Here is a 23,378-nt window from a genome sequence, read left to right on the forward strand (position 1 = left end):
CCCACCGGACCCGCGGTCGACGACGAAGCCGCACCGCTCAGCTCAGCGCAGCGCCTCCGCGACCTCCCGCGCCGCGTCCACCACCCGCGGCCCCACCCGCTCCGGCACCGCGTCGGCCAGCATCACGACCCCCACACTGCCCTCGACCCCGGTGACCCCGAGCAAAGGAGCGGCCGCCCCACTGGCCCCGGCCTCCAGCTCGCCGTGCGTCAGCATGTACCCCGGCTCCCCGAACCCCTGCTGCCGAGCCGCGAGAATCGCCCGCCCCGCCGCCCCACGGTCCAACGGATGCCGGAACCCCGCCCGATACGCCACGTGATAGTCCGTCCACGTGGGCTCCACGACGGCCACGGCCAGCGCGTCGGTTCCGTCCACCAGGGTGAGGTGTGCCGTCGCCCCGATGTCCTCCGCGAGCGAGCGCAGCGCGGGCAGCGCGGCCTCCCGTACCAGCGGATGCACCTGCCGCCCGAGCCGCAGTACTCCCAGCCCCACCCGGGCACGCCCGCCCAGATCACGCCGAACGAGGGCGTGCTGCTCCAGCGTGGCCAGCAACCGGTACACCACGGTCCGGTTCACACCCAGTTTGTTGGAAAGCTCGGTGACGGTGAGCCCGTGGTCCGTGTCGGCCAGGAGCTTGAGGACGCGCAGTCCCCGGTCAAGCGTCTGAGAGGTCTCCGCGGTCACGACGCCCACTCCTCCAAGTGGTGAGGTCGGCGGGCCTCTCACGGCGGATGCGTCACCGAGTCCCGTCGGTGACGCGCTTCAGAGGCCGCCGATCGGCCGGCGGCCCGGTCTGTTTCCGGGCCGCGTCGCTTCACGGCTGCGCTCCGCGGCGGCGCTGCCACGGGGCGTGTGCGTAGCGGGACAGTAGCGAAGCGGGTTCGCTCAGCGGAAGCCTCCGTCCAGAATCCGGGCAGTAGCCGGTACGGACCACTCCGTTTGTCCTGATACGTACGGTCCCGCGCCGCGAGGCGACAGTCGGCCCGCGTCACCTCATCCGGGTGGCCCACTCCTGCACCTTGGCGATCCGCTGCCGCAGCTGCCCGGCCGTGGCCTCGGCACTCGGCGGCCCACCGCACACCCGGCGCAGCTCGGTGTGGATCACCCCGTGCGGCTTGCCGCTCTGGTGGACGTAGGCACTCACCATCGTGTTGAGCTGCTTGCGCAGCTCCATCATCTCCTTGTGCGAGACGACGGGCCGCCGCTCGGCGGGCAGCTCGAGGAGGTCCGCCTCGGAGTCCGGCTTCTTACGGCTGTGCGCGATCTGGCGGGCCTGCCGCTTCTGGAGCAGCAGCTGCACCTGATCCGGCTCCAGGAGCCCGGGAATCCCGAGGTAGTCCTGCTCCTCCTCGCTCCCCGGGTGCGCCTGCATGCCGAACTCGGCACCGTCGTAGAGGACCCGGTCGAAGACGGCCTCGGACTCCAGCGCCTCGAAGGCGAACTGCTCCTGCTCGCCGGTGTCCTCGTCCTCCTCCTTGTTCGCCTCCTCCATCTCCTTCTCGGACTCGGCGTAGGGGTCCTCCTCGCCCTCCTTCTTCGGCTTGTCGAGGGCGTGGTCCCGTTCCACCTCCATCTCGTTGGCGAAGGTCAGGAGGTCCGGGACGGTCGGGAGGAAGACGGAGGCGGTCTCGCCGCGCCGCCGGGACCGTACGAAACGGCCGACGGCCTGGGCGAAGAAGAGCGGCGTGGAGATGGTGGTGGCGTAGACGCCCACGGCGAGGCGGGGCACGTCGACGCCCTCGGACACCATGCGGACGGCGACCATCCACCGGTCGTTGCTCGCACTGAAGTCGTCGATCCGCTTGGACGCGCCGGCGTCGTCGGACAGGACGAGGGTCGCCTTGTTGCCCGTGATCTCGCGGATCAGCTTGGCGTACGCGCGCGCGGAGTCCTGGTCGGAGGCGATGACGAGGGCACCGGCGTCCGGGATGCCCTTCCTGACCTCGGTCAGCCGCTGGTCGGCGGCGCGCAGGACGCTCGGCATCCACTCACCGCGCGGATCCAGGGCCGTACGCCAGGCCTGGCTGATCGCGTCCTTGGTCATGGGTTCGCCGAGCCGGGCGGCGATCTCGTCGCCCGCCTTGGTCCGCCAGCGCATGTTGCCGCTGTAGGAGAGGAAGATGACGGGCCGCACGACATGGTCGGCCAGCGCGTTCCCGTACCCGTAGGTGTAGTCGGCGGCCGACCGCCGGATGCCGTCGTTGCCCTCCTCGTACGCCACGAAGGGGATGGGGTTGGTGTCGGACCGGAAGGGCGTACCGGTGAGCGCGAGCCGGCGGGTGGCGGGCTCGAAGGCCTCCAGGCACGCCTCGCCCCAGGACTTGGAGTCACCGGCGTGGTGGATCTCGTCGAGGATGACGAGGGTCTTGCGCTGCTCGACCCGGTTGCGATGGAGCATGGGCCGCACGCCGACGCCCGCATAGGTGACGGCGACGCCGTGGTAGTCCTTGCCGAGCGGTCCGGCGCTGTACTCGGGATCGAGCTTGATCCCTATCCGCGCCGCCGCCTCGGCCCACTGCTTCTTCAGATGCTCGGTCGGCGCGACGACCGTCACCTGCTGCACGACATGGTGGTGCAGCAGCCAGGAGGCGAGGGTGAGGGCGAAGGTCGTCTTGCCCGCGCCGGGGGTCGCGACGGCCAGGAAGTCACGCGGCTGCTCCTGGACGTACTTGTCCAACGCGCCTTGCTGCCAGGCACGCAGCTTGCTGGCGGTACCCCACGGGGCCCGGCCGGGGAAAGCGGGGGAAAGGTGGTGGGAGGAGGCGGCGGTGGTAGTCACGGTCTCCGTCGGGGTCGAGCGGCTCGGCGTGTCTTCGGCGGTGTCTTCGTCTTCGGCTGTGTATGACGACCGGGTCACCTTACCGGCGGGCCGATGCCGTCAACGATCGGACGGGGCCGGGGCGGGCCTGGGTGGGACCGAGGTCACAGTCGGCTCCTGGGTACGTACGGGTCGCGTACCAGGCCGGCCATGCGCGACGGTGCTAAGTGGTACCACTCGGTGTCACCGTCGTTGCGGCGTGCAGCCGGGTCGTCACCCACGCCCCCACCAACGCCACCCCCGCCATCGGCAGGAACACCACGGCGAACGCGGCCGGATGCGAACCGGAGGCCTCCGTCGCCGTATGGCTCACCGTGCCGCCGCCCAGCGCCGCGAAGGCCGCACCCCCCGCCGCCAGCAGGACGGCGTTGGAGAGACCGTCGGAGATCTGGAGGGAGGCGGAGTTGGTGCCGGCCTCCTCGGGGGCGGAGAGATGCAGCAGAAGCACACTCGACGAGGAGATCACCAGCCCCATCCCGAAGCAGCCGAAGCCCCAGGCGACGGCGACGATCCAGACGGGCACGGAGTGGATCAGCACACTCGGCGCGGCGGCGATCGCGGCCGCGACCAGCACCATCCCCCCGGTCATCAGCCGTTCACGGTACGGCTCCACCCGCGCCCGCGACTGCACCCACGACCCCAGCGCCCACGTAACGCCGCCCGCCGCGAGCGAGAACCCGGCCAGCGTCGGGGACAGCCCCCGCTGAGTGACCAGCATCAACGGCACGAAGGACTCGGCGGCGACGAAGGACCCCGCGGCGACCCCCCGCAACAGCACGACGGAGGGCAGCCCGCGCGCCGCCCGGTACGTCCCGCGCGGGAGCAGCCCCAGTACGGCCGGCACGAGCAGCGCGGCGCCCGCGAGGCCGGGGAGCAGGGAGAGGGGACGCAGATCCTGGGCGGCGTACTGGAGGAGCCCGGCGCCGAGGGAGATCCCGAGGGCGAGCCGGATGCGGCGACGGTCGAAGGCGGCCTGTCCTGTGTCGTCGTCGACCGGCCCGGACGCCCGCCGCCCTATCTGCGGCAGGGCGAGCACCAGCGGAAAGACCACCAGCACCGGAATGCCGACGAACACCCACCGCCACCCGAGGTGCTCGGTCACGGCCCCGGCCGCGAGCGGCCCCACGATCGAGGGCACGACCCAGCCCGCCGCGAACGCCGCCATGATCGCGGGCCGCAACCGCTCCGGGTAGGCCCGCCCGACGACGACATACAGGGCCACGATGACCAGGCCGCCCCCGAATCCCTGCACGGCCCGCCCGAGAATGAACTGCCACATCGCGCCGGCCGTTCCGGACAACAGCAGCCCGGCACCGAAGCCGGCGATCCCGGCGGCCAACGCCCCGAGCGGCCCCCGCCGATCCGCCCACTGCCCGGCCAGCACCATCCCGAACAGGCTGGTGGTGAAGTACCCGGAGAACGCGAACGCGTAGAGCGCGACCCCGTCCAACTCCCGCGCGGCAACCGGCATGGCGGTCCCGACAGCGGTGGCCTCGAACGCGATGAGCAGCACGACGGACACGATGCCGACACTCAGCGCCCGGTACGAACGCCCCAGCACCCCCTCCTCCACCTCGTTGACGGACAGGACCTCAGGGTCGTCGGTGACACCGGCGTCACGCGGTTCCAGGACTGCCATGCCCGCCAGAGTAAGGTCCACGGCCCCCGTTGACCCCTGTCAAAAGCCCGCCTGGCCCTGAGACCTTGGTCGTACGACCACCACCGGCGGCCGGGGCCCGTTCATGAACGGCGTATGGCAGTCCCGTTGCAGCCCTCACGATCCCCTTGAGCCCACCCTCACCCCGGCCGTGTGCCCGAGTGGTTCAGGGACTCGCCTGCACTGCATCCATCAGCGAGCTCCGCTCGCGGGCGATGAGCCGCACCGCTGAGCGGCGTGCCCAGCGCACGCCAGTGGGCATGGCGCACGGCTTTCATGAACGGCGTATGGCAGTCCCATTGCAGCACCCAGGAAACCCTTGAGCCTCCCCGCACCCTCGCCATACGGTCGCATCACAGCGTTCGGAACGAGCACCTCGCTCAACCCGACCCGGCCGTGTGCCCGAGTGGTTCAGGGACTCGCCTGCAAAGCGAGTTACGCGGGTTCGATTCCCGCCACGGCCTCAACTGTCTTGACCAGGAGGCACGACGGGGCGGCACCCTTGCAAGGGTGCCGCCCCGTCGTGCAGTCGTCTCAGTTCCCGTCTCGGTTGGTCCCGCGTCACGCGCAGAGCTTGCCGCAGCTTCGCTTTACCTGCCTCACAGCAGAAGTGCTCAGTCTCGACTCCCTTCGCCGCCTTCCGATAGACGGTCCCCAGAACGAGAGTCGCGGTCACAGTCAGGAGAGGTCCGGCAACCTCGGCCACAGATGGAAGAGGGCCACTCCCCTCGCCGCGGCTGCCGCCGGCAGGGCCGCAACTACGGCCCTGAGGGTCTCACGCAATGCCGCCCAAGGCCGCCTTCCAAGCGTGCCCAGGATGCGAGTTGAGCCTTGTCGGCGTTGACTAGTTAGGTAGTCCATTGCGTCGGCGCTACCGACGGCCGTGCTGGACATTTGGCGACCGACACACTTCATGCTTCGGAGGAGAGAAATGGCCAGAGCATGTTGGATACGCATGTGGATAGTACTCGCCACCACGCTACTGTTCGCTAGCGGCGGCTACGCATATGGCGGGGTGCCGTTGGGGAGTCCTGGCCCTCCTGCCACGTCGGACGACACAATGGAACAAGACATTGATGTAGCAGCAAATGGGGTGGACGCGTACTGGAAGAAGCACTGGAATGAATTCTTTACCGGCAGTTATAGTTCGCCCACCATCTACGGCGCGTACGATGGCAATTCGGCGGTTGAGCCACAGTGCGGAGGGGACCCGCCTCTTGCTAATAATGCCTTCTATTGCCGGGACGGGAGCGACTTCATCGCCTGGGACACCCACCTCATGGAAAACGGATACGCCGCCGGGGATGTTTATGTGTACTTCATCATTGCGCACGAGTGGGGGCATGCAGTGCAGCAGCGTTTGGATGTACGCCTGCGAGACGTATCCCTCGAGTTGCAGGCTGACTGCATCGCTGGAGCCGAGCTCAATGGTGCCGCGCAAGACGGAACAATCCTCTTCGAAGAAGGTGACGCTGATGAGTTGGGCCAGGCAATCAAGAGCACAGCAGACGACTTCCCTTGGAACAAAGAGACGGACCACGGTGACGTAAACCAGCGAATTAGCTACTTCAATAAGGGGTGGCAGGGAGGAATCACGGCGTGCTTGCCGCAGTATGTGTCGTGACTTCTGCCAGCCATTCATATGGCACAGAGTTGACTGGGCATCAAATACACAGGAGCCCGTTCGTCCACGACCTCGCGGCTGTCGGCCAGCCCCCGCAGCACCACCTCTCGGCGACCCTGCGTCGCGCGGATGGTCAGAGCACCCCGCCCACCTCGTCCTGGAACAGCTCCGTCCAGTAGTGCCAGTCGGCGTCCGTCGTCGTGCCCGTCGGGTCGATGGTGGACAGGGCCCGGACCATCGTCTTGGCGACCTGGACGTACAGCGTGTTCGTCAGCTCGTGGGCGAGTGACTCGTCTATCTGGCGCTCCCGGTGCAGGAGCCAGAGGGTGAAGGCGAGGGTGGAGATGTCGGTGTTGAGGGGGTGGAGGGTCGCTTCCCGCTCGCTCCAGTTCAGGACCGCGCCCGTCTCGCCGTCGACCACCAGGGTGTTGTCCTCGATCAGGTGGCCGAGGACGATCAGGTGTTCGGCGCGGGGCGGGAGGGCGACCAGCTGGTCGGCCCGGTGCTCGGCGAGGGTCGGCAGCGGGGCGTCCGGGTCGGTGTGGAAGAGGACGCCGTCCTCGGGCAGGCCCGTCTCCGCCAGGAAGCGGCGGGTCGGGGCGTGCCTGAGCGTGGAGGGGAAGTCGATGTCCTCGAAGCGGACGACATGGCTGCGGCCGAACTCCTGGTCCAGGAGGCGCGGCGGGAGGTCCAGGGCCAGGCCGGACGCCGTGCCCGGACCCGCCACCAGGGCCAGGGGGCGGATCAGGGCCGCGATCTTCCAGAACGTCGGCACCTCGCCGCCCGTGCCCTCCTCGAACACCGTCAGCAGCTGACGCGTCGCCTCCTCCACGGCCGTAGGACCGAAGCGGCCGGCGTACGCCGCGAACTGGCCGCGTACCTCCGTCAGTTCGTCCGTCGCCGTCGCGAAGCGGACCAGGGTGGGCAGAGAGGGGGCCAGCGGGATGCGGTCCATCAGGTCCGGGCGGGCGTGGAAGAACGCCGTGGTCGAGACCTCGCCCGTGACTCCGTCGAGCAGGACCGACTCCCGCTCCCTGCCGTGCAGATCCGTCAGCCCGCCTATCACCAGCTGGTCGCACAGCTCCTGGCTGAGCCGTCCGCCGGGGTCGGCCGTCGCGTCCGCGACCGTCCGCAGGCCCTCCCGGCGCAGTTCGTCGAAGGTGAACAGGTCGCTGTCGCCGGGCAGTCCGGGGCCGCTGAGCCAGCGGCGGGTCGACGCATGTGAGATGTACGGCTGCAGTTCGTCCTCGGTCAGTCTGATCGCCGCTACGGCGGCTTCGGTCGTGCTCATGGCTCCCCCGTGTGCTTCGTACGCAGTCCCCTGGCCGGGCACGGCACGGCGAACCCGTCGGGCCTGCGCTCGTCCCCCACTGCTCGAAACACTACGCGCCACCACTGACAACGCCCCCGTACCAAGGAGACGTCAGAGCACCCTCGCTCGTTCCCGCCCCGCGAGAATCGCCTCCACCGTCTGCGTCGGAGTCAGCCCGGAGGTGTCCAGCCACAGGCCGATCCGCGGAGTCGACGTCCGCAGCGCCTCGTCCAGCGCGGGGATCGTCCAGGCCTCGCCGTCGTAGCCCGTCTTCGCCCGGCCCGCCTCCCGGGCGGCCACCGTCCCGGCGTCGGGTGCCAGGACGACGACGTAGAGCGGCCGGGTCCGGACCAGCCCGACGTACGCCGTCAGGTCCTCGCCCAGCACCACGTCCTGTACGACGGCCGTGAACCCGGCCTCGGCGTACGCGTCCGCCGTCGCGGCCGACAACCGGTACCGCAAATGGAGTTGAGCCGAAGCCTCTGTGGAGGCGCCGGGCAGGTAATCCGCGCGCCCCGACACGATCATCCGCCGGAACACGTCCCCGCGGACATGCGCCGCCCTCGGCAACCGCTCGGCCAGCGCCTGCGCCACCGTCGACTTGCCGGCCGCCATCACGCCGGTGACCAGCACGACCCCGTTCACCCGAAGTAGACGCCGCCCGCCACGACCACGATCGCCGCCAACACGAACAGCAGGATCCACAGCGCCAGTTTGCCCAGGCCGGGGGGCGGTTCGTACTCGCGGGGCTCCTGGCCGGGAGAACTCATCGGTCCGTCACCACCGCGGCCTGCGGACGGATCGGAAGCCGGTTCACGGGACGGCCGGTCGCGGCCCGTACGGCCGACGCGACGGCCGCCGGGGACGTGACCACCGGCACCGCACTGGCGGCCTTCGCCCCGAACGGGGCGACCACGTCCCGCTCCTCGACGAGCTTGACGATCCGGATCTCCGGCGCGTCCAGGGCCGTCGGCAGCGCGTACCCGGTGAGGTCCGGGTGGCGGATCAGCCCGCGCGCGCTGCGCAGGTTCTCCGTGAGCGCTATCCCGACGCCCTGGGTGACGCCCGCTTCGATACGGGCCTCCAGCTGGGCGGGGTTGAGGATCCGGCCGACGTCCTGGGCGAGCGCCAGCTCGACCACGCGGACGGAGCCGAGTTCGATGTCGACGTCGACCACCGCGCGGATGGCGCAGAACGCCATGCCGACGAAGGCGTCACCCTGGCCGGCCTCGTTGAGGGGTTCCGTCGGGTGCGGCCGGCACTGGGCGGTGGCCCACAGTTCCTTGCCGTCCATGGCCTCGGTGACGGTCGTCGACAGGACTCCGTCGTACGAGGTGATCTTGCCGTCGGTGATCTGGAGCAGTTCGGTGGACATGCCGAACTTGTGCGCCAGGGGCTGGAGCAGCTGGGTACGGACCATCTTGGCCGCGCGCTCCACCGCGCCGCCCGAGACCCAGGTGTGACGGCCGCGGCAGCCCGGGCCGGCCGGGGGCTGGTCGGTGTCCACGGGGGCGACGTGCACCTCGTCGATGCCGAGCGTCTCCTGGACGATCTGGCGGGCCAGGGTGGTGAATCCCTGGCCGGTCTCGACGGCCGCGCAGAGCACCGTGGCAACGCCGTCCTGGACCCGTACGGTCGCCGTGGAGACCTCGTCCGCGCCCTCCGTGCCGAGCATGTGCACCATGCCGAGGCCGTAGCCGACGCCCCTGCGGATCGCGCCCGGTTCGCCCGCGCCCTCGGGGCCGCCGGGCAGCAGCCATTCGTCCTCGGGGGTGTCCTTGGGGAGGTCGGGCAGCGGGAAGTCCCGCACGGCCTGGAGCAGTTCGGCGACCGGAGCGGGGCAGGTGACCGTCTGGCCGGTCGGGAGTATGTCACCGGTGGCGAGTGCGTTGCGCAGGCGCAGTTCAGCCGGGTCGACGCCCAGCTTCTTGGCCAGCTTGTCCATCTGCGCCTCGTAGGCGGCGCACACCTGCATCGCGCCCTCACCGCGGACATGGCCGGAGGGCGGGTTGTTGGTGCGGACGGCCCAGCCCTCGATGAAGGCGTTCGGGACGACGTACGGCCCGCAGGCGAAGCCCACGGCGGCGGCCAGGGCCTCCGCAGAGGTGTCGGCGTAGGCGCCCGCGTCGAGCAGGATCTGCGCCTCGACCTTGACCAGCTTGCCCTCGGCGTCGGCGTGGTGGCGGTATCTCAGCAGGGTGGGATGACGGTGCACATGGCCGAGGAAGGACTCCTCGCGCGTGGCCGTCAGCTTGACCGGGCAGCCGGTCTTGAGCGCGAGCAGGCCGAGCGGGAGCTGGAAGCCCTGGTCCTCGCGGTCGGCGGTGGCGCCGGGGACGCCGGTGACGACGACCTTGACGCGCTCGGGCTCGAGTCCGTAGCAGGCGGCGGCCGTGTCGCGGTCGGCGTGCGGGTCGGTGGAGGCCAGGTAGAGCTCGACACCGCCGTCGGGGCGGGGCACGGCGAGGCCGGCCTCGGCGCCGATGGGGGCGGGGTCCTGGCGGCCGATGCGGTACTGGCCCTCGACGACGATCTCACCGGTCGCGGAGGGGTCGCCGTGCTGCAGCGGGATGTGCCGGACCAGGTTGCCGTCGGGGTGCAGGGGTTCGGCCTCGAAGGCCTGCTCCGGGTCGGTGACCGGGTCGAGGACCTCGTACTCGACGATGACGGCGGCGGCGGCCATGCGCGCGGTGTCGGGGTGGTCGGCGGCGACGGCCGCGATGGGCTCGCCGTGATGGCGTACGACCTCGGAGGCGAAGACCGGACGATCGGCTCTGCCGCGGCCGTGCACCGGCTTGCCGGGCACGTCCTCGTGGGTGACGACCGCGCGGACTCCGGGCATCTCACGCGCGTGGGAGGTGTCGATGGACACGATGCGCGCATGCGCGTGGGGCGAGCGCAGGACTGCCGCCCACAGCAGGCCCTCGGCCCACAGGTCGGCCGCGTACGGGAAGGTGCCCTCGGTCTTCGCGCGGGCGTCGGCGGGCGGCAGAGAGACGCCGATGCCGTGCGGAATCGGCTCGGGGGCGGGTGCTGCCTCCGCGGCGGTGGTCGCGGTGGCGGCTTCGTTGCTCACGCCTGGCCTCCGTCCTGTCCGTGTCCGTATGCCTGCTCATGCGGTCCGGCGGTGCCCGGGAAGCCCGGGGAGTCGAACGCCGACGGGTGGACGCTTCCGCCTCCGGGGCCCGCCTGATGCGGGATACGTGCCTCGTCGCCGTCCGTCTCACCGTCGCCCGTCGCATGCGCCTCGCGCTCGGCGACGACCTCCTTGACGGCGTCGACGACGCCCCGGTAGCCGGAGCAGCGGCAGAGGTTGCCGCACAGCGCCTGGCGGGTCTCCAGCTCGGTGGGCGCGGGGTTGCCCTCCAGCAGGTCGTGCACGGTCATCGCCATGCCCGGCACACAGAACCCGCACTGCACGGCGCCGCACCGGGCGAGCGCCCGCTGTACGTCGGAGGGCCGGCCGTCCTCGGCGAGACCCTCGACGGTACGGACCTCGCTGCCGGCGGCGGTCACCGCGGGCACCAGGCAGGAGGCGACGAGCCGCCCGTCGACCTGGACGTTGCACGCCCCGCACTCGCCCTGCGAGCAGCCGTCCTTGGCGCCGGCGAGCCCGAGCCGCTCGCGCAGCACGTAGAGCAGCGACTCGCCGATCCAGGCGTCGGTGACGGGACGGTCGACGCCGTTGACGCGCAGGACGTAGGAGGCGAGGGGGTGTTCCTCGCCGGGGAGCGCGGGGGCCTGGTCGTCGGGGTTCTCGTCGGAGTCGCTCGCGTGCTCCTCCGCGGCCTCCTGCGCCGGTTCGTCGCCGCCGTCGGCCGGGGCGTGCTCCGCGCCGGGTTCGGCGGGGCCGTCAGCGGCTTCTACGGCCTCTTCGGCGTCCTCGGAGACCCTCGGGTGCGCCGATGCCTCACCGGGGCCGGGAGAGGGCCGTGAGGCGGTTGCGGTGGGGCTGTCCCCGTAGCGCTCGGCGGGGTGGCGGGGCTGGTCGGTGTCGTGCAGCTCGGCGAGACGGATGCCGTGGCCGTTGCTGTCGGCGTGCGGCTGCGCGGAGTCCCGGGCCGCCTCGTGGGACGCCTCGTCCGGCTCGGGCCGCTGCGGCGCGTCACCGTACCGCTCGTCGACATCACCGGCCGGTCCGTCACCGGCGGGCACGTGCGCGTGGCCGTCGCCCACCGCCCCACCGTGACCGTTGCCGAAGTCGCCACCGTGCTCGGGTCCCGCTCCCGGGTCGCCCTGGTGCTGGTCCCCCCACGGCTGCGCCGGCTGCGTCGCCCAGGGTGCGGCCGCGCCGCCCGGCAGGGTCGCCGGAGGGGTGCCGCCCCACTGCTCGACCAGGGACGACGTGGTGAACTCGCCCGATTCGTCCGGGAGGTCGCCGCCGGCGACGGGGATCGACCACTGTCCGGTGACGTCGTGGCCCGGCGCGGGCGCGGCCGCGGTGTCCTCGACGTTCCACTGCTGGGTGGTCGCGGGGTTGTACGTGAACTGCCCGGTCTGGCCCTGCGGCAGGGTGCTCGGGTCGGGCCACTGCGCGCCTTCGGCCGGCACGGCCCAGCTGCCCGTGGCCGCCGGGTCGGTCCCGTCGCCCGGCGTGGCCGTTATCTGCGGCGGCACATAGCCGTGACCGGGCGCGGCGAGCGGGCTGTCGGCGGAGGCCAGAAGGGCGTCGATGCCCCCTTCGGGGAGCTTCACGAAGGCGGTCGCGCCGTCGTCGTAGTCACCCTGGGGCAGCGGGTCCCAGCGGCCGGCGGCCCTGGGCGTGCCCTCTCCGTGCTGGTCGTCGGTCACGAAAGTGCCCTCCCCAGTGCTCGTCGGGCCAGCGCGGCGACAGTGCGCCGCAAGTGCAGTACTGCGGGCGGATGCTGCGGCACGGAGCCGTCCGCGGCCGGTGCCGGGTCGGGGATGCAGGCCGCGGAGACATACTCGCCGAAGGCCTCCAGGGCCTCCGGGACGATCGCGCGGTTGTTGTCCCAGTCGATGAGCCGGGCGACCCACTGCTCGGCGTCCAGGGGCCGCAGCGGCATCGGCGCTATGGCACCGACGGCGCACCTGACCCCGCGCCGGGCCGGATCGAGGACCAGCGCGACGGAGGCCATCGCGCGGCCCGGTCCGGTGCGGCCGGTGACCTTGAGGAAGACCTGCGGGGCGTGCAGCAGCGGCACGCGCACGTAGCCGATGAGTTCGCCCGCGCGCAGCATCTCCATGCCGGCCAGCAGGTGCGAGACCGGCATCTCCCGACGGGCTCCGTCCGGGCCCGCGATGATCAGCGTGGCTTCGAGGGCGGCGAGGACGGGCAGCGCGTCGCCCGTGGGGGCCGCCGAGGCGATGTTGCCGCCCAGGGTGCCCGCGTTGCGGATCTGCGGCGGGCCGGCGGCGCGGGCGGCGGCGGCGAGCGCGGGGATGAGGGCGGCGAAGTCGGGGCGGCCCATGCGCGCGTGTGTGAGCCCGGCGCCGAGGAGCGCGTGGCCGTCCTGGTACTGCCAGCCGCGGATCTCGCTGATCCGGCCGAGGCCGACGAGAGCGGCGGGCCTGAGCTGCCCGGAGTTGACGGCGGCCATCAGGTCGGTGCCGCCGGCGACGGGCACGGCGGCGGGCATGGCGGTGAGGGCCGCCACGGCCTCGTCCAGCGTCGTGGGCAGCGTGACGGCCTGCGCCGCCTGCGGTGTGTGCGTGGTCAAACCGGCTGCCCCTTCCCGCTGCCCCACCTGGTCCTGCTGGTCCTGCCTGCTTGCTGCCGTACGGTACGTGCTGACAGGGCGGACGTGGCAACTCTGGCACATCTTCGCAACACCCGAAGACAGGGGTCCGCTAGGAGGCGTTCGGCGGCATTCGCCCGCCCCAGCAGGCAGATGGTCCGTTTTCGCACGGGATCACCTACACATGCTGATTGACACTGTTCGGTGACCCTTAGGGCTCTTTTTCCCTTACCTGTTCGGAGGCGCTCCCTCGATGGGCCGGCCGAGCACACGGGGCCGCTTCTGCCACGGCAGCGGCCCCGTGGGCGGCCGGTAGCCGACGCCCAGGGCGTCGAGCAGCTCGTAGTGGGCGGCCATCCGCCGCTCGAAGTCGGCGAAGTCCCGTTCCGCCGGGGCGGGCAGGGAACTCCAGGCCACTTCGGCGAAGGCCGCCAGCCGGGGGAAGGTCTGGTAGTCGACGCGCCCCTGGTCCTCCATCACCTCGGTCCACACGTTGGCCTGCGCGCCGAGGACGTGCGTGGCCTCCTCGGGCGTCAACTCCGGTGGAACGGGCTCGAACCGATAGACGTCCTCCAGGGTGCGGACGTAGGCGATGGGGACCGGCTCGTCCGCGCCCGCGTCCTGCCGGTAGTCCAGGTACACCTGCTGCTCGGGGCACATGACGACGTCGTGGCCCGCGCGGGCGGCCGCGATGCCGCCCGCGTAGCCGCGCCAGGACGAGACCGCCGCGCCTTCGGCGAGTCCGCCCTCCAGGATCTCGTCCCAGCCGATGAGCCTGCGCCCGCGCGCGGAAAGCCACTTGTCGAAGTGTCCGATGAACCAGGACTGCAACTCGTCCTCGTTCGCGAGACCGAGTTCCTCGATCCGGGCCTGGACGAGGGGCGACTCCCGCCACTGCTCCTTGGCGCATTCGTCGCCGCCGATGTGAATGAACTCGGAGGGGAACAGTTCCAGCAGTTCCTCGAACACGCCCTCGTAGAAGCGCAGGGTGTTGTCAGTGGGGGCGAGTACGTTCAGAGAGATGCCCCAGCTGTCCCAGACCGTGAGGGAGGTCGTGTCGATGACGTCGGTGTTGCCGAGTTCCGGGTACGCGGTGATGGCGGCCTGCGAGTGTCCGGGTACGTCGATTTCGGGGACGACGGTGATATGCCGCTCGGCGGCGTAGGCGACGATCTCCCGGATGTCGTCCTGGGTGTAGAAGCCACCGTGCGGCTTCTCCTCCCACAGCGGTGAGGCCCCGTGGCCGAATTTGGTACGCGCCCGCCATGAGCCCACCTCGGTGAGCCGGGGGTACCTCTTGATCTCGACCCGCCAGCCCTGGTCGTCCGTCAAGTGGAAGTGGAAGACGTTGAGTTTGTGCGCGGCCATCAGATCGAGGTAGCGCAGCACTCCGTCCTTGGACATGAAGTGCCGGGCCACGTCGAGCATGAGGCCGCGCCAGCGGAATCGGGGAGCGTCACCGATGGTGACCGGGGGCACCTCCCAGGTGCGCTCGGAGGTGACGGGGGCGCGACGGAAGGCGGCGGGGCCGAGCAGCTGACGGAAGGTCTGGGCGCCGTAGAACAAACCCTCCCGGCCGGCCCCGTCGATGACGACGGCGTGCTCGTCCACGGTGAGGCGGTACGCCTCGGGGCTGCCGAGTTCGTCGGCGAGGGTCGGCGTGATCCGCAGCAGGATGCGGCTCCCACCCGAGGTGTACGGCTCCAGCGGCAGGCCCGTCGCCGCGCCGACCGTGGTGCGCAGCCAGCGGGCCACGCCCCCGGCGCCCCGGCCGGCCTCGATCTCGGTGTCCTCGCCGAGGACGAACGGCCGCCCGTTGGGGCCGCCGACGCTCGACGGCGCCGGAATCAGTGAAGTCACGTCAGTCCTTAACCGCTCCGCCCAGCCCTGAGACCAGGCGTCGCTGTACGAGTACGAAGAACACCAGCACCGGAATCGTCATCACCGTCGACGCGGCCATGACCCCGCCCCAGTCCGGCTCGTCCGGCTTGTAGAAGACCAGCAGGGCCATCGGCAGGGTCGACTGCGAAGTGTCGCTGATGATGAACGACTTGGCGAAGAGGAAATCGTTCCAGGCCGAGATGAAGGAGAACACGCTCGTGGCCACCAGGCCGGGGAGGACGAGGGGGAAGAGAATCTGCCACAGGAATCGCGCGCGGCTCGCCCCGTCGATGTACGCGGCCTCCTCCAAAGCCTCCGGTACGGCCTTCACGAACCCCCTCAGCATCCAGATCGCGAAGGGCAGCGAGAAGGCGATGTGGGGCAGGATCAGCGAGCCCAGCGTGTTCAGCAGACCGAAGTCCCGCATCTGGAAGAACAAGGGGATGGTGAGTGCCTCCACGGGCACCATCTGGGCCACCAGAAACATGATCAGCAAGGTGGTCCGGAAGCGGAAGCGGAATCGTGTCACGGCGGTCGCCGCGAGAAACGCGATCAACGCCGAGACGATCACGACACTGCACGCCACGACAAGGCTGTTGACGAAATACCGACCGAAATCCTGCTGTCCGAACACGCGCCGGAAGGAATCCAGCGAGGGCGCGAGGGTCCAGGGCCGGGGCTCGGCCGACTCGATCTCTCCGGCCGGTTTGAAGGCGCTGAGCACCATCCAGTAGAGGGGGAAGGCGACCACCAGGGCGATGAGCAACGCCGAGGCCTCCGCGGCCAGCCGCCAGGGACGCCGTAGAAGATTCACAGCTCCTCCCCCTGTCGGTGGAGCAGCCGCAGGTACCCGAGCGTCACGGCGAGCAGGATCAGCAGCATCACGACTCCGATCGCCGAGCCGAGGCTGTACTGCGAGGAGGCGAACGCCTGCTGGTAGGCGTAGACGTTCAGGACGAGGTTCTGGCCCGCGATGCCGCCGCCGTTCGTCATGACGTAGATCTGTGTGAAGACCTTGAAGTCCCAGATGACCGACTGGATGGTGACAACGGTCAGGATCGGCCGCAGCATCGGCGCGAGCACCGACCGCCAGATCCGCCACTGCGAGGCACCGTCCAGCGCGGCGGCCTCCAGCACCTCGGCCGGTACGGCGCGGATCCCGGCGTAGACCGTGACCATCACGAACGGGAAGGAGCACCAGACGACTTCGAGCAGGACGAGGAAGAAGGCGCTGAGCCGCCCGTACGTCCAGGAGTGGTCGCCGAGCCCCAGGATCCGGTTCACCGGGCCGAAGTCGGGGTCGAAGAGGAACAGCCAGACCGTCGACCCGGTCACGGCCGGTGTCGCCCACGCCCCGAGCGCGGCCAGCATCAACGCCAGCCGCGGCACGGCACGCACGCGCGTGAGCAGAACCGCCAGCGCGCACCCGACGGCGAGCGTCGACGCGACACAGCCCGCCGCGAACAGCACGGTGGCCAGCAGCACCTGCCAGAACTCCGGGTCGGAGAACAGCGTCGAGTAGTTCCCGAACCCCTGGAAGGTGGTCGGTTCACCGCCGCTGACCTGGGCCTGGGTGTACTGGAAGAAGGAGATCAAGCCGAGCTGGTAGATGGGGTAGACGAGCAGTCCGCCGAGGACGACCAGGGCGGGGGCGAGATAGAGCCAGGGCGCCCGGGTGGCGCGGTGGGTCGCCGAGGTCACCCGACGGTTCCGAACGCGTCGTTCATCTTCTTCGCCGCTTCCCCGGAGGCCGCCGCCACGCTCTTCTTGCCGCTGATGACCTCCTGGAACATCGTCGGCAGCACCAGCGAGGAGTCGATCTGCGACCACGCGGGCGACGCGGGCACGAACTTCGTCCCGGCCGCGAGGGTCTGCGCGAACGGCTTCACATACGGCTGCTGGGCCGCGACCCGCTGCCGGACGTCCGCGAAGGTCGGCAGGAACCCCATCGCGTCGAACATCGACGCCTGCGACTGCTTCGACGTGAGCTGCTCCATCAGCTGGACCGCCAGCGTCCGGTGGGACGTGCTCTTCAGCACCCCGATGTTGTTGCCACCGGCGAACGCGGGCGCGATCGACCCCGCGGAGACCCCGGGCAGCGGCACCACCGCGTACTTGCCCTTGACCTTCCCGGCCTCCACCGCCGTATGGCTGAAGTCACCCCCGATCGCCATTCCGGCCTTGCCCGCCGCGAACGCGGTGATCGTGTCGTTGCCGCCCATGCCGGCGCACTTCGCGGCGGGGCAGTTGTCGTCGGTGAAGAGCGAGGTGTACTCCTTGATGCCCTTCCGGGCTGCCGCGCCGGAGATCGCGGAGGCGTACGAGCCGCCCTTGCCGGTGGCGAGTTCGCCACCGTTGGCCCAGATGAAGGGCATCGCGCCGTACGTGTAGGCGCCGCCGACGACCAGGCCGTACAACTCGGGCTCGGCGGCGCGGATCTTGCGGGCGGTCTCGGCCAACTCGGCCATGGTCCTGGGTGCTTGCAGACCGAGTTCCTTGAAGACGTCGGTCCGGTAGTACAGCGCGCGGACGCCGACGTAGAAGGGCGAGCCGTACACCTTCCCGTCCACGGTGACCGACGTCTTCGCGGTGGGGTCGGTGTCCTTGGCCTCGTTCCAGGCGCCGAACTCCTTGGTGACGTCGAGGAGTCCGCCGTCCTTCACATAGCCGGCGGTGTCGGTGTTGCCGTACTCCATCACGTCGGGCGCGGAGGACGGGTCGTTGAAGGCGGCCTTGACGCGCTGGGCGCGGGTCTCGATCGGGATGTACTCGACGTCGACCTTGGTGCCCTCGTGGGCCTTCTCGAAGGCGGCGACGGCGGCGTCGACGACCTTCTTCTTCGGCTGGTTGCCGACTTCCTGGAAGAGCCAGACGCGCAGGGTGCCCGTCTTGTCGTCCTTGTCGGAGGAGGAGTTGGAGGAGGTCTGGGGGGCGCATGCCGTGACGACCAGGGCCGTCAGAAGCAGGGCGGGCAAGCGGGGGGAGAGCTTCATGGAGTGATCCTCCGGGCGTGCGTTGCAACATATGCAATGACGGTTTCGCTCAACGCAACGGAGGCTATGGCTTGCATGAACACGCCCACAAGAGGTCTCAACCAATTCGTGACACGCAAAAGGCCCCTGGGGCGCGCGGAACGCGCCTCAGGGGCCTCGCGAAGCTCAGCCGGGCAGCGGGACTACTTGTCGCCGCCCTTGTCGTCGTCCCCGGAGCCCATGGACTCGTAGATCTCCTTGCACATGGGGCACACGGGGTACTTCTTGGGATCGCGGCCGGGCACCCACACCTTGCCGCACAGCGCCACGACGGGGGTCCCGTCGAGGGCGCTCGCCATGATCTTGTCCTTCTGGACGTAATGGGCGAAGCGCTCGTGGTCGCCGTCGCCGTGGGACACCTGCGGCGTCGGCTCTACGAGGGTCCCCGTACCAGTCCCGCGCTCGGGCTCGAGAGTGCTCATACGGCCAAGAGTAATCAACCGCCGGGGACTATGGATCCCTGGCTTGTACAACGAGCGCCGCGGGTGGTGATGCCGCGATGGCGCCCGCCCCCTCGCTCGCGCGGCGATGAGGCAGCGGCCGCCGGTGGAGCCCCGCGCCGCCACAACTCCCCGCACGGGCGGTTGGTTGCGGGGCAGCCGGAGCGGGCGGCCCGTCGGGGCTTTGGAGCCGCACCCGCTCGCGGACGCCCGGCAGACCCTCCGGGGCAGTCCCGCGACGGCGGCTTCGCCCGCGGCTTCCCCTCCCGCACGCGAACACGGCCGATCTCCCGCCCGGCCACGATGTCCGGTCGGGCCCCGTTCCCGGCACTCGAGCGCGCGATCAGTTGAGCGACGGGTCGTCCGCGTACGTGGCCACCATCGCCAGCTCGCTGCGCTGGCGGCGCAGGACCTCGCGCCAGAGTCTCTCGGGGGACGGGGAGGAGACGTCGCCGGGTTCCGACTCGACGACGTACCAGGCGCCCTCCACCAGCTCGTCCTCCAGCTGGCCGGGGCCCCAGCCGGCGTAACCGGCGAAGATGCGCAGGCTGCCGAGGGCCGAGGCGAGCAGTTCCGGCGGGGCCTCCAGGTCGACCAGTCCGATCGCGCCGTGCACTCTGCGCCAGCCCAGCGGGGCCCCGTCGACGGCCCCGCCGCCGGGGATGACGGCGACCCCCAGGGCCGAGTCCAGGGAGACCGGGCCGCCCTGGAAGACGACACCGGGTTCACCGGCGAGGTCGGCCCAGCCCTCCAGGATGTCGCCGACGTCCACCGGGGTGGGCCGGTTGAGGACGACACCGAGGGAGCCCTCCTCGTCGTGGTCGAGAAGGAGCACCACCGCACGGTCGAAGTTCGGGTCCGCCAGGGCGGGCGTTGCCACGAGCAACCGCCCTGTGAGCGAGGACACCTCGGTCATGCCAGACATGATCCCGCATCTTCCCTCCGCGTGGGGAGGCAATGCCTCTACGGCAGTGGATGCAGCTCAGAGCGCAACGATGCGCCCCACGCGCACAACTTGAGCCGTGACCGCATGTGCCCGACACGGAACCGTTCGTGTTGTGACACAGCTATGACGTGTCTGGGCGGCACTTGGGCTTACAGAAGGGGGGTGGGCGGCGATTACCCTTTCCCTTCTGCCCCCTGCCCGACTCATCGGAACGCGAGATACATGACCGTCAACGGCTCTGACGACGTACTGATTGTCCACGGCGGAACCCCGCTGGAGGGCGAGATCCGGGTCCGCGGTGCGAAGAACCTCGTACCGAAGGCCATGGTCGCCGCCCTGCTGGGCAGCGAGCCGAGTCGACTGCGCAACGTTCCGGACATCCGTGACGTGCGGGTCGTACGCGGACTGCTGCAACTGCACGGGGTGACGGTCCGTCCGGGTGAGGAACCGGGCGAGCTGGTGATGGACCCGACGCACGTCGAGAGCGCGAACGTCGCTGACATCGATGCCCACGCCGGTTCCAGCCGCATCCCGATCCTGCTGTGCGGTCCGCTGCTGCACCGCCTCGGGCACGCCTTCATCCCCGGCCTGGGCGGCTGTGACATCGGCGGCCGGCCCATCGACTTCCACTTCGAGGTGCTGCGGCAGTTCGGCGCGACGATCGAGAAGCGCGCGGACGGGCAGTTCCTGGAGGCGCCGCGGCGGCTTCGGGGTACGAAGATCACGCTGCCGTACCCGTCCGTCGGCGCGACCGAGCAGGTCCTGCTGACGGCCGTCCTGGCCGAAGGTGTCACCGAGCTCTCGAACGCCGCGGTGGAACCGGAGATCGAGGACCTGATCTGCGTCCTGCAGAAGATGGGCGCCATCATCGCGATGGACACCGACCGGACCATCCGCGTCACGGGTGTGGACCGGCTCGGCGGCTACAACCACCGCGCCCTGCCGGACCGCCTGGAGGCCGCCTCCTGGGCGTCCGCCGCGCTGGCGACCGAGGGCAACATCTATGTCCGCGGCGCCCAGCAGCGCTCGATGATGACGTTCCTGAACACCTACCGGAAGGTGGGCGGTGCCTTCGAGATCGACGACGAGGGCATCCGTTTCTGGCACCCCGGCGGCCAGTTGAAGTCCATCGCGCTCGAGACCGATGTGCACCCGGGCTTCCAGACGGACTGGCAGCAGCCTCTGGTGGTCGCGCTCACCCAGGCCACGGGCCTGTCGATCATCCACGAGACGGTCTACGAGTCCCGCCTGGGCTTCACCTCCGCGCTGAACCAGATGGGTGCTCACATCCAGCTCTACCGCGAGTGCCTGGGTGGCTCGAACTGCCGCTTCGGCCAGCGCAACTTCCTGCACTCGGCGGTCGTCTCCGGCCCCACCCGGCTCCAGGGCGCCGACCTGGTCATCCCCGACCTCCGCGGCGGCTTCTCGTACCTGATCGCGGCGCTGGCGGCCCAGGGCACGTCCCGCGTCCACGGCATCGACCTCATCAACCGCGGCTACGAGAACTTCATGGAAAAGCTCGTGGAGCTCGGCGCGAAGGTGGAGCTGCCGGGCAAGGCGCTCGGCTGACCCCCGCCCCGCCTCTCTGTCCCCGGGCCGCGTCCGGTCTCTGCTGGGGGTCCGGGGGTTATCCCCCGGATAGACACAGCATGGAAAAGCTCGTGGAGCTCGGCGCGAAGGTGGAGCTGCCGGGCAAGGCGCTCGGCTGACCCCCTCTTCCGGTACGACGATGGGGCGGCCGCCCGGTTCCGGGTGGCCGCCCCATTGGCGTTACTGAGACGGGTACGTCGTCCCGAGACGCACCGTCGGACCTACTTGCCCTTGGCGGCTTCCTTGAGCTTGGAGCCCGCCGAAACCTTGACGCTGTAGCCGGCCGGGATCTGGATCGGGTCACCGGTCTGCGGGTTGCGCGCGGTACGAGCGGCACGGTGGGTGCGCTCGAAGGTCAGGAAGCCGGGGATGGTGACCTTCTCGTCACCCTTGGCGACGATCTCGCCGACGGTCTCGGCGAACGCGGCCAGAACGGCGTCGGCGTCCTTGCGGGTCACCTCGGCGCGGTCGGCCAGCGCGGCCACCAGCTCACTGCGGTTCATGTTGTTACTCCCGTGTTCTTCTTGCCGTTGGGGTGTGCCACGCGGCGGGGCCGCACACGAGGCACAGCGAAGCCGATGCGCTCGCGCCCAGAGACGCATCCTGCCCCTACCTGCTGCGGGAAAGCCAATCCGGCACCCGTAGGACTCGTATGAACACCCTAGGGGGTCACACGAACAGAGGCCTGGGCGTGGCGCCACCCTAGAGGGTGCCGTGAAGCGCCCGGTTCCGCGACGCGCCGGGCCGGAGGACCGCCGTGGCAATCCTCACAGCCGAACAGCCGACGCTCACTGTAGACGCAGGCCCTACACCGTCGCCCCGGCGGCCTTCGCCGCGTCCCGCACCGCACCCGCGACCGCGCCCGCGACCTTGTCGTTGAAGACGCTCGGGATGATGTAGTTCGGGTTCAGCTCGTCCTCGGTGACGACGTCCGCGAGGGCCTTCGCGGCCGCGAGCATCATCTCCGTGTTGACCGTGCGGGACTGGGCGTCCAGCAGACCGCGGAAGACACCCGGGAAGACCAGCACGTTGTTGATCTGGTTCGGGAAGTCGGAGCGGCCGGTGGCCACGACGGCCGCCGTCTGACGCGCGACCGCCGGGTCGACCTCCGGGTCGGGGTTCGCGAGCGCGAACACAATCGCACCCTCGGCCATGGCGGCGACGTCGGCGCCGTCCAGGACGTTCGGGGCGGAGACGCCGATGAAGACGTCCGCGCCGCGCACGGCCTCCTTCAACGTCCCCGTCAGGCCCTCGGGGTTGGTGTTGTCGGCGATCCAGCGCAGCGCCGAGCCCGGAGCGGCGTCGACGAGGTCCTCACGGCCGGCGTGCACGACGCCGTGGATGTCGGCGACGACGGCGTTCTTCACGCCCGCCGCGATCAGCAGCTTGAGGATGGCCGTACCGGCCGCGCCGGCGCCGGACATGACGACCCGGATGTTCTCAATTGCCTTGCCGGCGACGCGAAGTGCGTTCGTCAGGGCGGCGAGGACGACGATCGCGGTGCCGTGCTGGTCGTCGTGGAAGACGGGGATGTCGAGGGCCTCACGCAGCCGGGCCTCGATCTCGAAGCAGCGGGGCGCGGAGATGTCCTCGAGGTTGATGCCGGCGAAACCCGGGGCGATCGCCTTGACGATCGCGACGATCTCGTCGGTGTCCTGGGTGTCGAGACACAGCGGCCAGGCGTCGATGTCGGCGAAGCGCTTGAAGAGGGCCGCCTTGCCCTCCATGACCGGCATGGCGGCCATCGGGCCGATGTTGCCGAGGCCCAGGACCGCCGAGCCGTCCGTCACGACAGCAACGGTGTTGCGCTTGATGGTGAGGCGGCGGGCGTCCTCGGGGTTCTCGGCGATCGCCATGCAGACGCGCGCCACACCCGGCGTGTAGATCATCGAGAGATCGTCACGGTTGCGGATGGGGTGCTTGGACTGCATCTCGATCTTGCCGCCGAGGTGCATCAGGAACGTACGGTCGGAGACCTTGCCGAGCGTGACGCCCTCGATGCCGCGCAGCTGCTGGACGATCTCGTCGGCGTGGGCCGTGGAGCTGGCCGCGATGGTGACGTCCATCCGGAGCTTCTCGTGGCCTGAGGCGGTCACGTCGAGGCCGGTCACCGAGCCTCCGTGGGACTCTACGGCCGTGGTGATCTGGGAGACCGCGGTACCACCCGCGGGCACCTCCAGCCGGACCGTAATCGAGTAGGAGACGCTGGGCGCCGTTGCCATGGCCGACTTCCTCTGCTTTCACCTGTGACGCTGATGCCGTCCGATGGTCGCACCTACTGATGAGTAGGCGTTAGCCACGTTGGATTGCGGACTTTTTGTTCATGACGAGAGAGGCCCACGTCACATGGACGTGGCCCTCTCACCAGGTCAATGACAC

At 70.2% G+C, this 23,378-nt stretch carries 19 protein-coding genes, 1 tRNA gene and 1 pseudogene; 4 read left to right on the plus strand and 17 right to left on the minus strand.

Annotation, left to right across the window (positions count from 1 at the left end):
- Positions 1 to 42 precede the first annotated feature (42 nt).
- The 3 genes from RNB18_RS32660 to RNB18_RS32670 form a co-directional block, all read right to left on the minus strand.
- Positions 43 to 684, minus strand: coding sequence for an IclR family transcriptional regulator (locus RNB18_RS32660; RefSeq protein WP_266528436.1), 642 nt, complete (start codon positions 682 to 684; stop codon positions 43 to 45).
- Between the two features lie 304 nt (positions 685 to 988).
- On the minus strand, positions 989 to 2,779 hold the full coding sequence (locus RNB18_RS32665; RefSeq protein WP_311717717.1) for a DEAD/DEAH box helicase: 1,791 nt from the start codon (positions 2,777 to 2,779) through the stop codon (positions 989 to 991).
- Between the two features lie 202 nt (positions 2,780 to 2,981).
- Positions 2,982 to 4,457, minus strand: a complete 1,476-nt coding sequence (locus RNB18_RS32670; protein WP_311717718.1) for an MFS transporter — start codon at positions 4,455 to 4,457, stop codon at positions 2,982 to 2,984.
- Between the two features lie 410 nt (positions 4,458 to 4,867).
- Here RNB18_RS32670 and RNB18_RS32675 point away from each other — a divergent pair.
- From RNB18_RS32675 to RNB18_RS32685, 3 genes and pseudogenes are all read left to right on the plus strand, one after another.
- Positions 4,868 to 4,939 (plus strand) — tRNA-Cys (locus RNB18_RS32675).
- A 596-nt stretch (positions 4,940 to 5,535) separates the two neighbouring features.
- Positions 5,536 to 6,099: a neutral zinc metallopeptidase gene (locus RNB18_RS32680; protein ID WP_311717719.1), complete on the plus strand. Its 564-nt coding sequence runs from the start codon at positions 5,536 to 5,538 to the stop codon at positions 6,097 to 6,099.
- Positions 6,100 to 6,158: 59 nt separating this feature from the next.
- Positions 6,159 to 6,278, plus strand: a pseudogene (locus RNB18_RS32685) (FABP family protein); the annotation flags it as partial.
- Here RNB18_RS32685 and RNB18_RS32690 read toward each other — a convergent pair.
- The 12 genes from RNB18_RS32690 to RNB18_RS32745 form a co-directional block, all read right to left on the minus strand.
- Positions 6,233 to 7,390, minus strand: a complete 1,158-nt coding sequence (locus RNB18_RS32690) for an SUKH-4 family immunity protein (RefSeq protein ID WP_311717720.1) — start codon at positions 7,388 to 7,390, stop codon at positions 6,233 to 6,235. The pseudogene RNB18_RS32685 and the gene RNB18_RS32690 sit on opposite strands and share 46 nt — an antisense overlap.
- Before the next feature lie 132 nt (positions 7,391 to 7,522).
- Positions 7,523 to 8,056, minus strand: a complete 534-nt coding sequence (locus tag RNB18_RS32695) for an AAA family ATPase (protein ID WP_311717721.1) — start codon at positions 8,054 to 8,056, stop codon at positions 7,523 to 7,525.
- Complete coding sequence (locus tag RNB18_RS32700; protein WP_311717722.1) at positions 8,053 to 8,181, minus strand: hypothetical protein; 129 nt, start codon at positions 8,179 to 8,181, stop codon at positions 8,053 to 8,055. The genes RNB18_RS32695 and RNB18_RS32700 overlap by 4 nt, the downstream gene beginning before the upstream one ends.
- A complete protein-coding gene (locus RNB18_RS32705) occupies positions 8,178 to 10,487 on the minus strand; it encodes a xanthine dehydrogenase family protein molybdopterin-binding subunit (protein ID WP_311717723.1) in 2,310 nt (769 codons plus the stop codon). The genes RNB18_RS32700 and RNB18_RS32705 overlap by 4 nt, the downstream gene beginning before the upstream one ends.
- Positions 10,484 to 12,202, minus strand: a complete 1,719-nt coding sequence (locus RNB18_RS32710; RefSeq protein ID WP_311717724.1) for a 2Fe-2S iron-sulfur cluster-binding protein — start codon at positions 12,200 to 12,202, stop codon at positions 10,484 to 10,486. The genes RNB18_RS32705 and RNB18_RS32710 overlap by 4 nt, the downstream gene beginning before the upstream one ends.
- Positions 12,199 to 13,092, minus strand: a complete 894-nt coding sequence (locus tag RNB18_RS32715) for an FAD binding domain-containing protein (protein WP_057610828.1) — start codon at positions 13,090 to 13,092, stop codon at positions 12,199 to 12,201. The genes RNB18_RS32710 and RNB18_RS32715 overlap by 4 nt, the downstream gene beginning before the upstream one ends.
- 246 nt (positions 13,093 to 13,338) lie before the next feature.
- Complete coding sequence (locus tag RNB18_RS32720; RefSeq protein ID WP_311717725.1) at positions 13,339 to 14,970, minus strand: beta-N-acetylhexosaminidase; 1,632 nt, start codon at positions 14,968 to 14,970, stop codon at positions 13,339 to 13,341.
- 1 nt (position 14,971) lies between these two features.
- A complete protein-coding gene (locus RNB18_RS32725; protein ID WP_311717726.1) occupies positions 14,972 to 15,805 on the minus strand; it encodes a carbohydrate ABC transporter permease in 834 nt (277 codons plus the stop codon).
- The gene (locus RNB18_RS32730) at positions 15,802 to 16,692 is read right to left on the minus strand and encodes a carbohydrate ABC transporter permease (protein WP_311717727.1); all 891 of its coding nucleotides are present in this window, start codon (positions 16,690 to 16,692) and stop codon (positions 15,802 to 15,804) included. Before RNB18_RS32730 ends, RNB18_RS32725 begins: the two co-directional genes overlap by 4 nt.
- A complete protein-coding gene (locus RNB18_RS32735) occupies positions 16,689 to 17,984 on the minus strand; it encodes an extracellular solute-binding protein (protein WP_311717728.1) in 1,296 nt (431 codons plus the stop codon). Before RNB18_RS32735 ends, RNB18_RS32730 begins: the two co-directional genes overlap by 4 nt.
- A gap of 182 nt (positions 17,985 to 18,166) precedes the next feature.
- Positions 18,167 to 18,445: a DUF3039 domain-containing protein gene (locus RNB18_RS32740; protein WP_057610823.1), complete on the minus strand. Its 279-nt coding sequence runs from the start codon at positions 18,443 to 18,445 to the stop codon at positions 18,167 to 18,169.
- A 361-nt stretch (positions 18,446 to 18,806) separates the two neighbouring features.
- Positions 18,807 to 19,379, minus strand: a complete 573-nt coding sequence (locus RNB18_RS32745) for a YqgE/AlgH family protein (RefSeq protein ID WP_280857974.1) — start codon at positions 19,377 to 19,379, stop codon at positions 18,807 to 18,809.
- A gap of 252 nt (positions 19,380 to 19,631) precedes the next feature.
- Here RNB18_RS32745 and murA point away from each other — a divergent pair, with 252 nt between their 5' ends.
- A complete protein-coding gene (gene murA, locus RNB18_RS32750; protein WP_266528473.1) occupies positions 19,632 to 20,978 on the plus strand; it encodes a UDP-N-acetylglucosamine 1-carboxyvinyltransferase in 1,347 nt (448 codons plus the stop codon).
- A gap of 242 nt (positions 20,979 to 21,220) precedes the next feature.
- Here murA and RNB18_RS32755 read toward each other — a convergent pair whose 3' ends face one another.
- The gene (locus RNB18_RS32755) at positions 21,221 to 21,502 is read right to left on the minus strand and encodes an HU family DNA-binding protein (protein ID WP_007382399.1); all 282 of its coding nucleotides are present in this window, start codon (positions 21,500 to 21,502) and stop codon (positions 21,221 to 21,223) included.
- A 303-nt stretch (positions 21,503 to 21,805) separates the two neighbouring features.
- Complete coding sequence (locus tag RNB18_RS32760) at positions 21,806 to 23,221, minus strand: NAD-dependent malic enzyme (protein ID WP_311717729.1); 1,416 nt, start codon at positions 23,219 to 23,221, stop codon at positions 21,806 to 21,808.
- Positions 23,222 to 23,378 lie beyond the last annotated feature (157 nt).

Source organism: Streptomyces doebereineriae, assembly GCF_031845645.1.
Lineage (GTDB): Bacteria > Actinomycetota > Actinomycetes > Streptomycetales > Streptomycetaceae > Streptomyces > Streptomyces canus.

Bases quoted from the DNA above. Each gene is read 5' to 3' on its own strand.
- RNB18_RS32690 (WP_311717720.1), bottom strand. From the start codon at position 7,390: ATGAGCACGACCGAAGCCGCCGTAGCGGCGATCAGACTGACCGAGGAC.
- RNB18_RS32745 (WP_280857974.1), bottom strand. From the start codon at position 19,379: ATGACCGAGGTGTCCTCGCTCACAGGGCGGTTGCTCGTGGCAACGCCC.
- murA (WP_266528473.1), top strand. From the start codon at position 19,632: ATGACCGTCAACGGCTCTGACGACGTACTGATTGTCCACGGCGGAACC.
- RNB18_RS32700 (WP_311717722.1), bottom strand. From the start codon at position 8,181: ATGAGTTCTCCCGGCCAGGAGCCCCGCGAGTACGAACCGCCCCCCGGC.
- RNB18_RS32740 (WP_057610823.1), bottom strand. From the start codon at position 18,445: ATGAGCACTCTCGAGCCCGAGCGCGGGACTGGTACGGGGACCCTCGTA.
- RNB18_RS32755 (WP_007382399.1), bottom strand. From the start codon at position 21,502: ATGAACCGCAGTGAGCTGGTGGCCGCGCTGGCCGACCGCGCCGAGGTG.
- RNB18_RS32670 (WP_311717718.1), bottom strand. From the start codon at position 4,457: ATGGCAGTCCTGGAACCGCGTGACGCCGGTGTCACCGACGACCCTGAG.
- RNB18_RS32680 (WP_311717719.1), top strand. From the start codon at position 5,536: ATGGAACAAGACATTGATGTAGCAGCAAATGGGGTGGACGCGTACTGG.
- RNB18_RS32760 (WP_311717729.1), bottom strand. From the start codon at position 23,221: ATGGCAACGGCGCCCAGCGTCTCCTACTCGATTACGGTCCGGCTGGAG.
- RNB18_RS32735 (WP_311717728.1), bottom strand. From the start codon at position 17,984: ATGAAGCTCTCCCCCCGCTTGCCCGCCCTGCTTCTGACGGCCCTGGTC.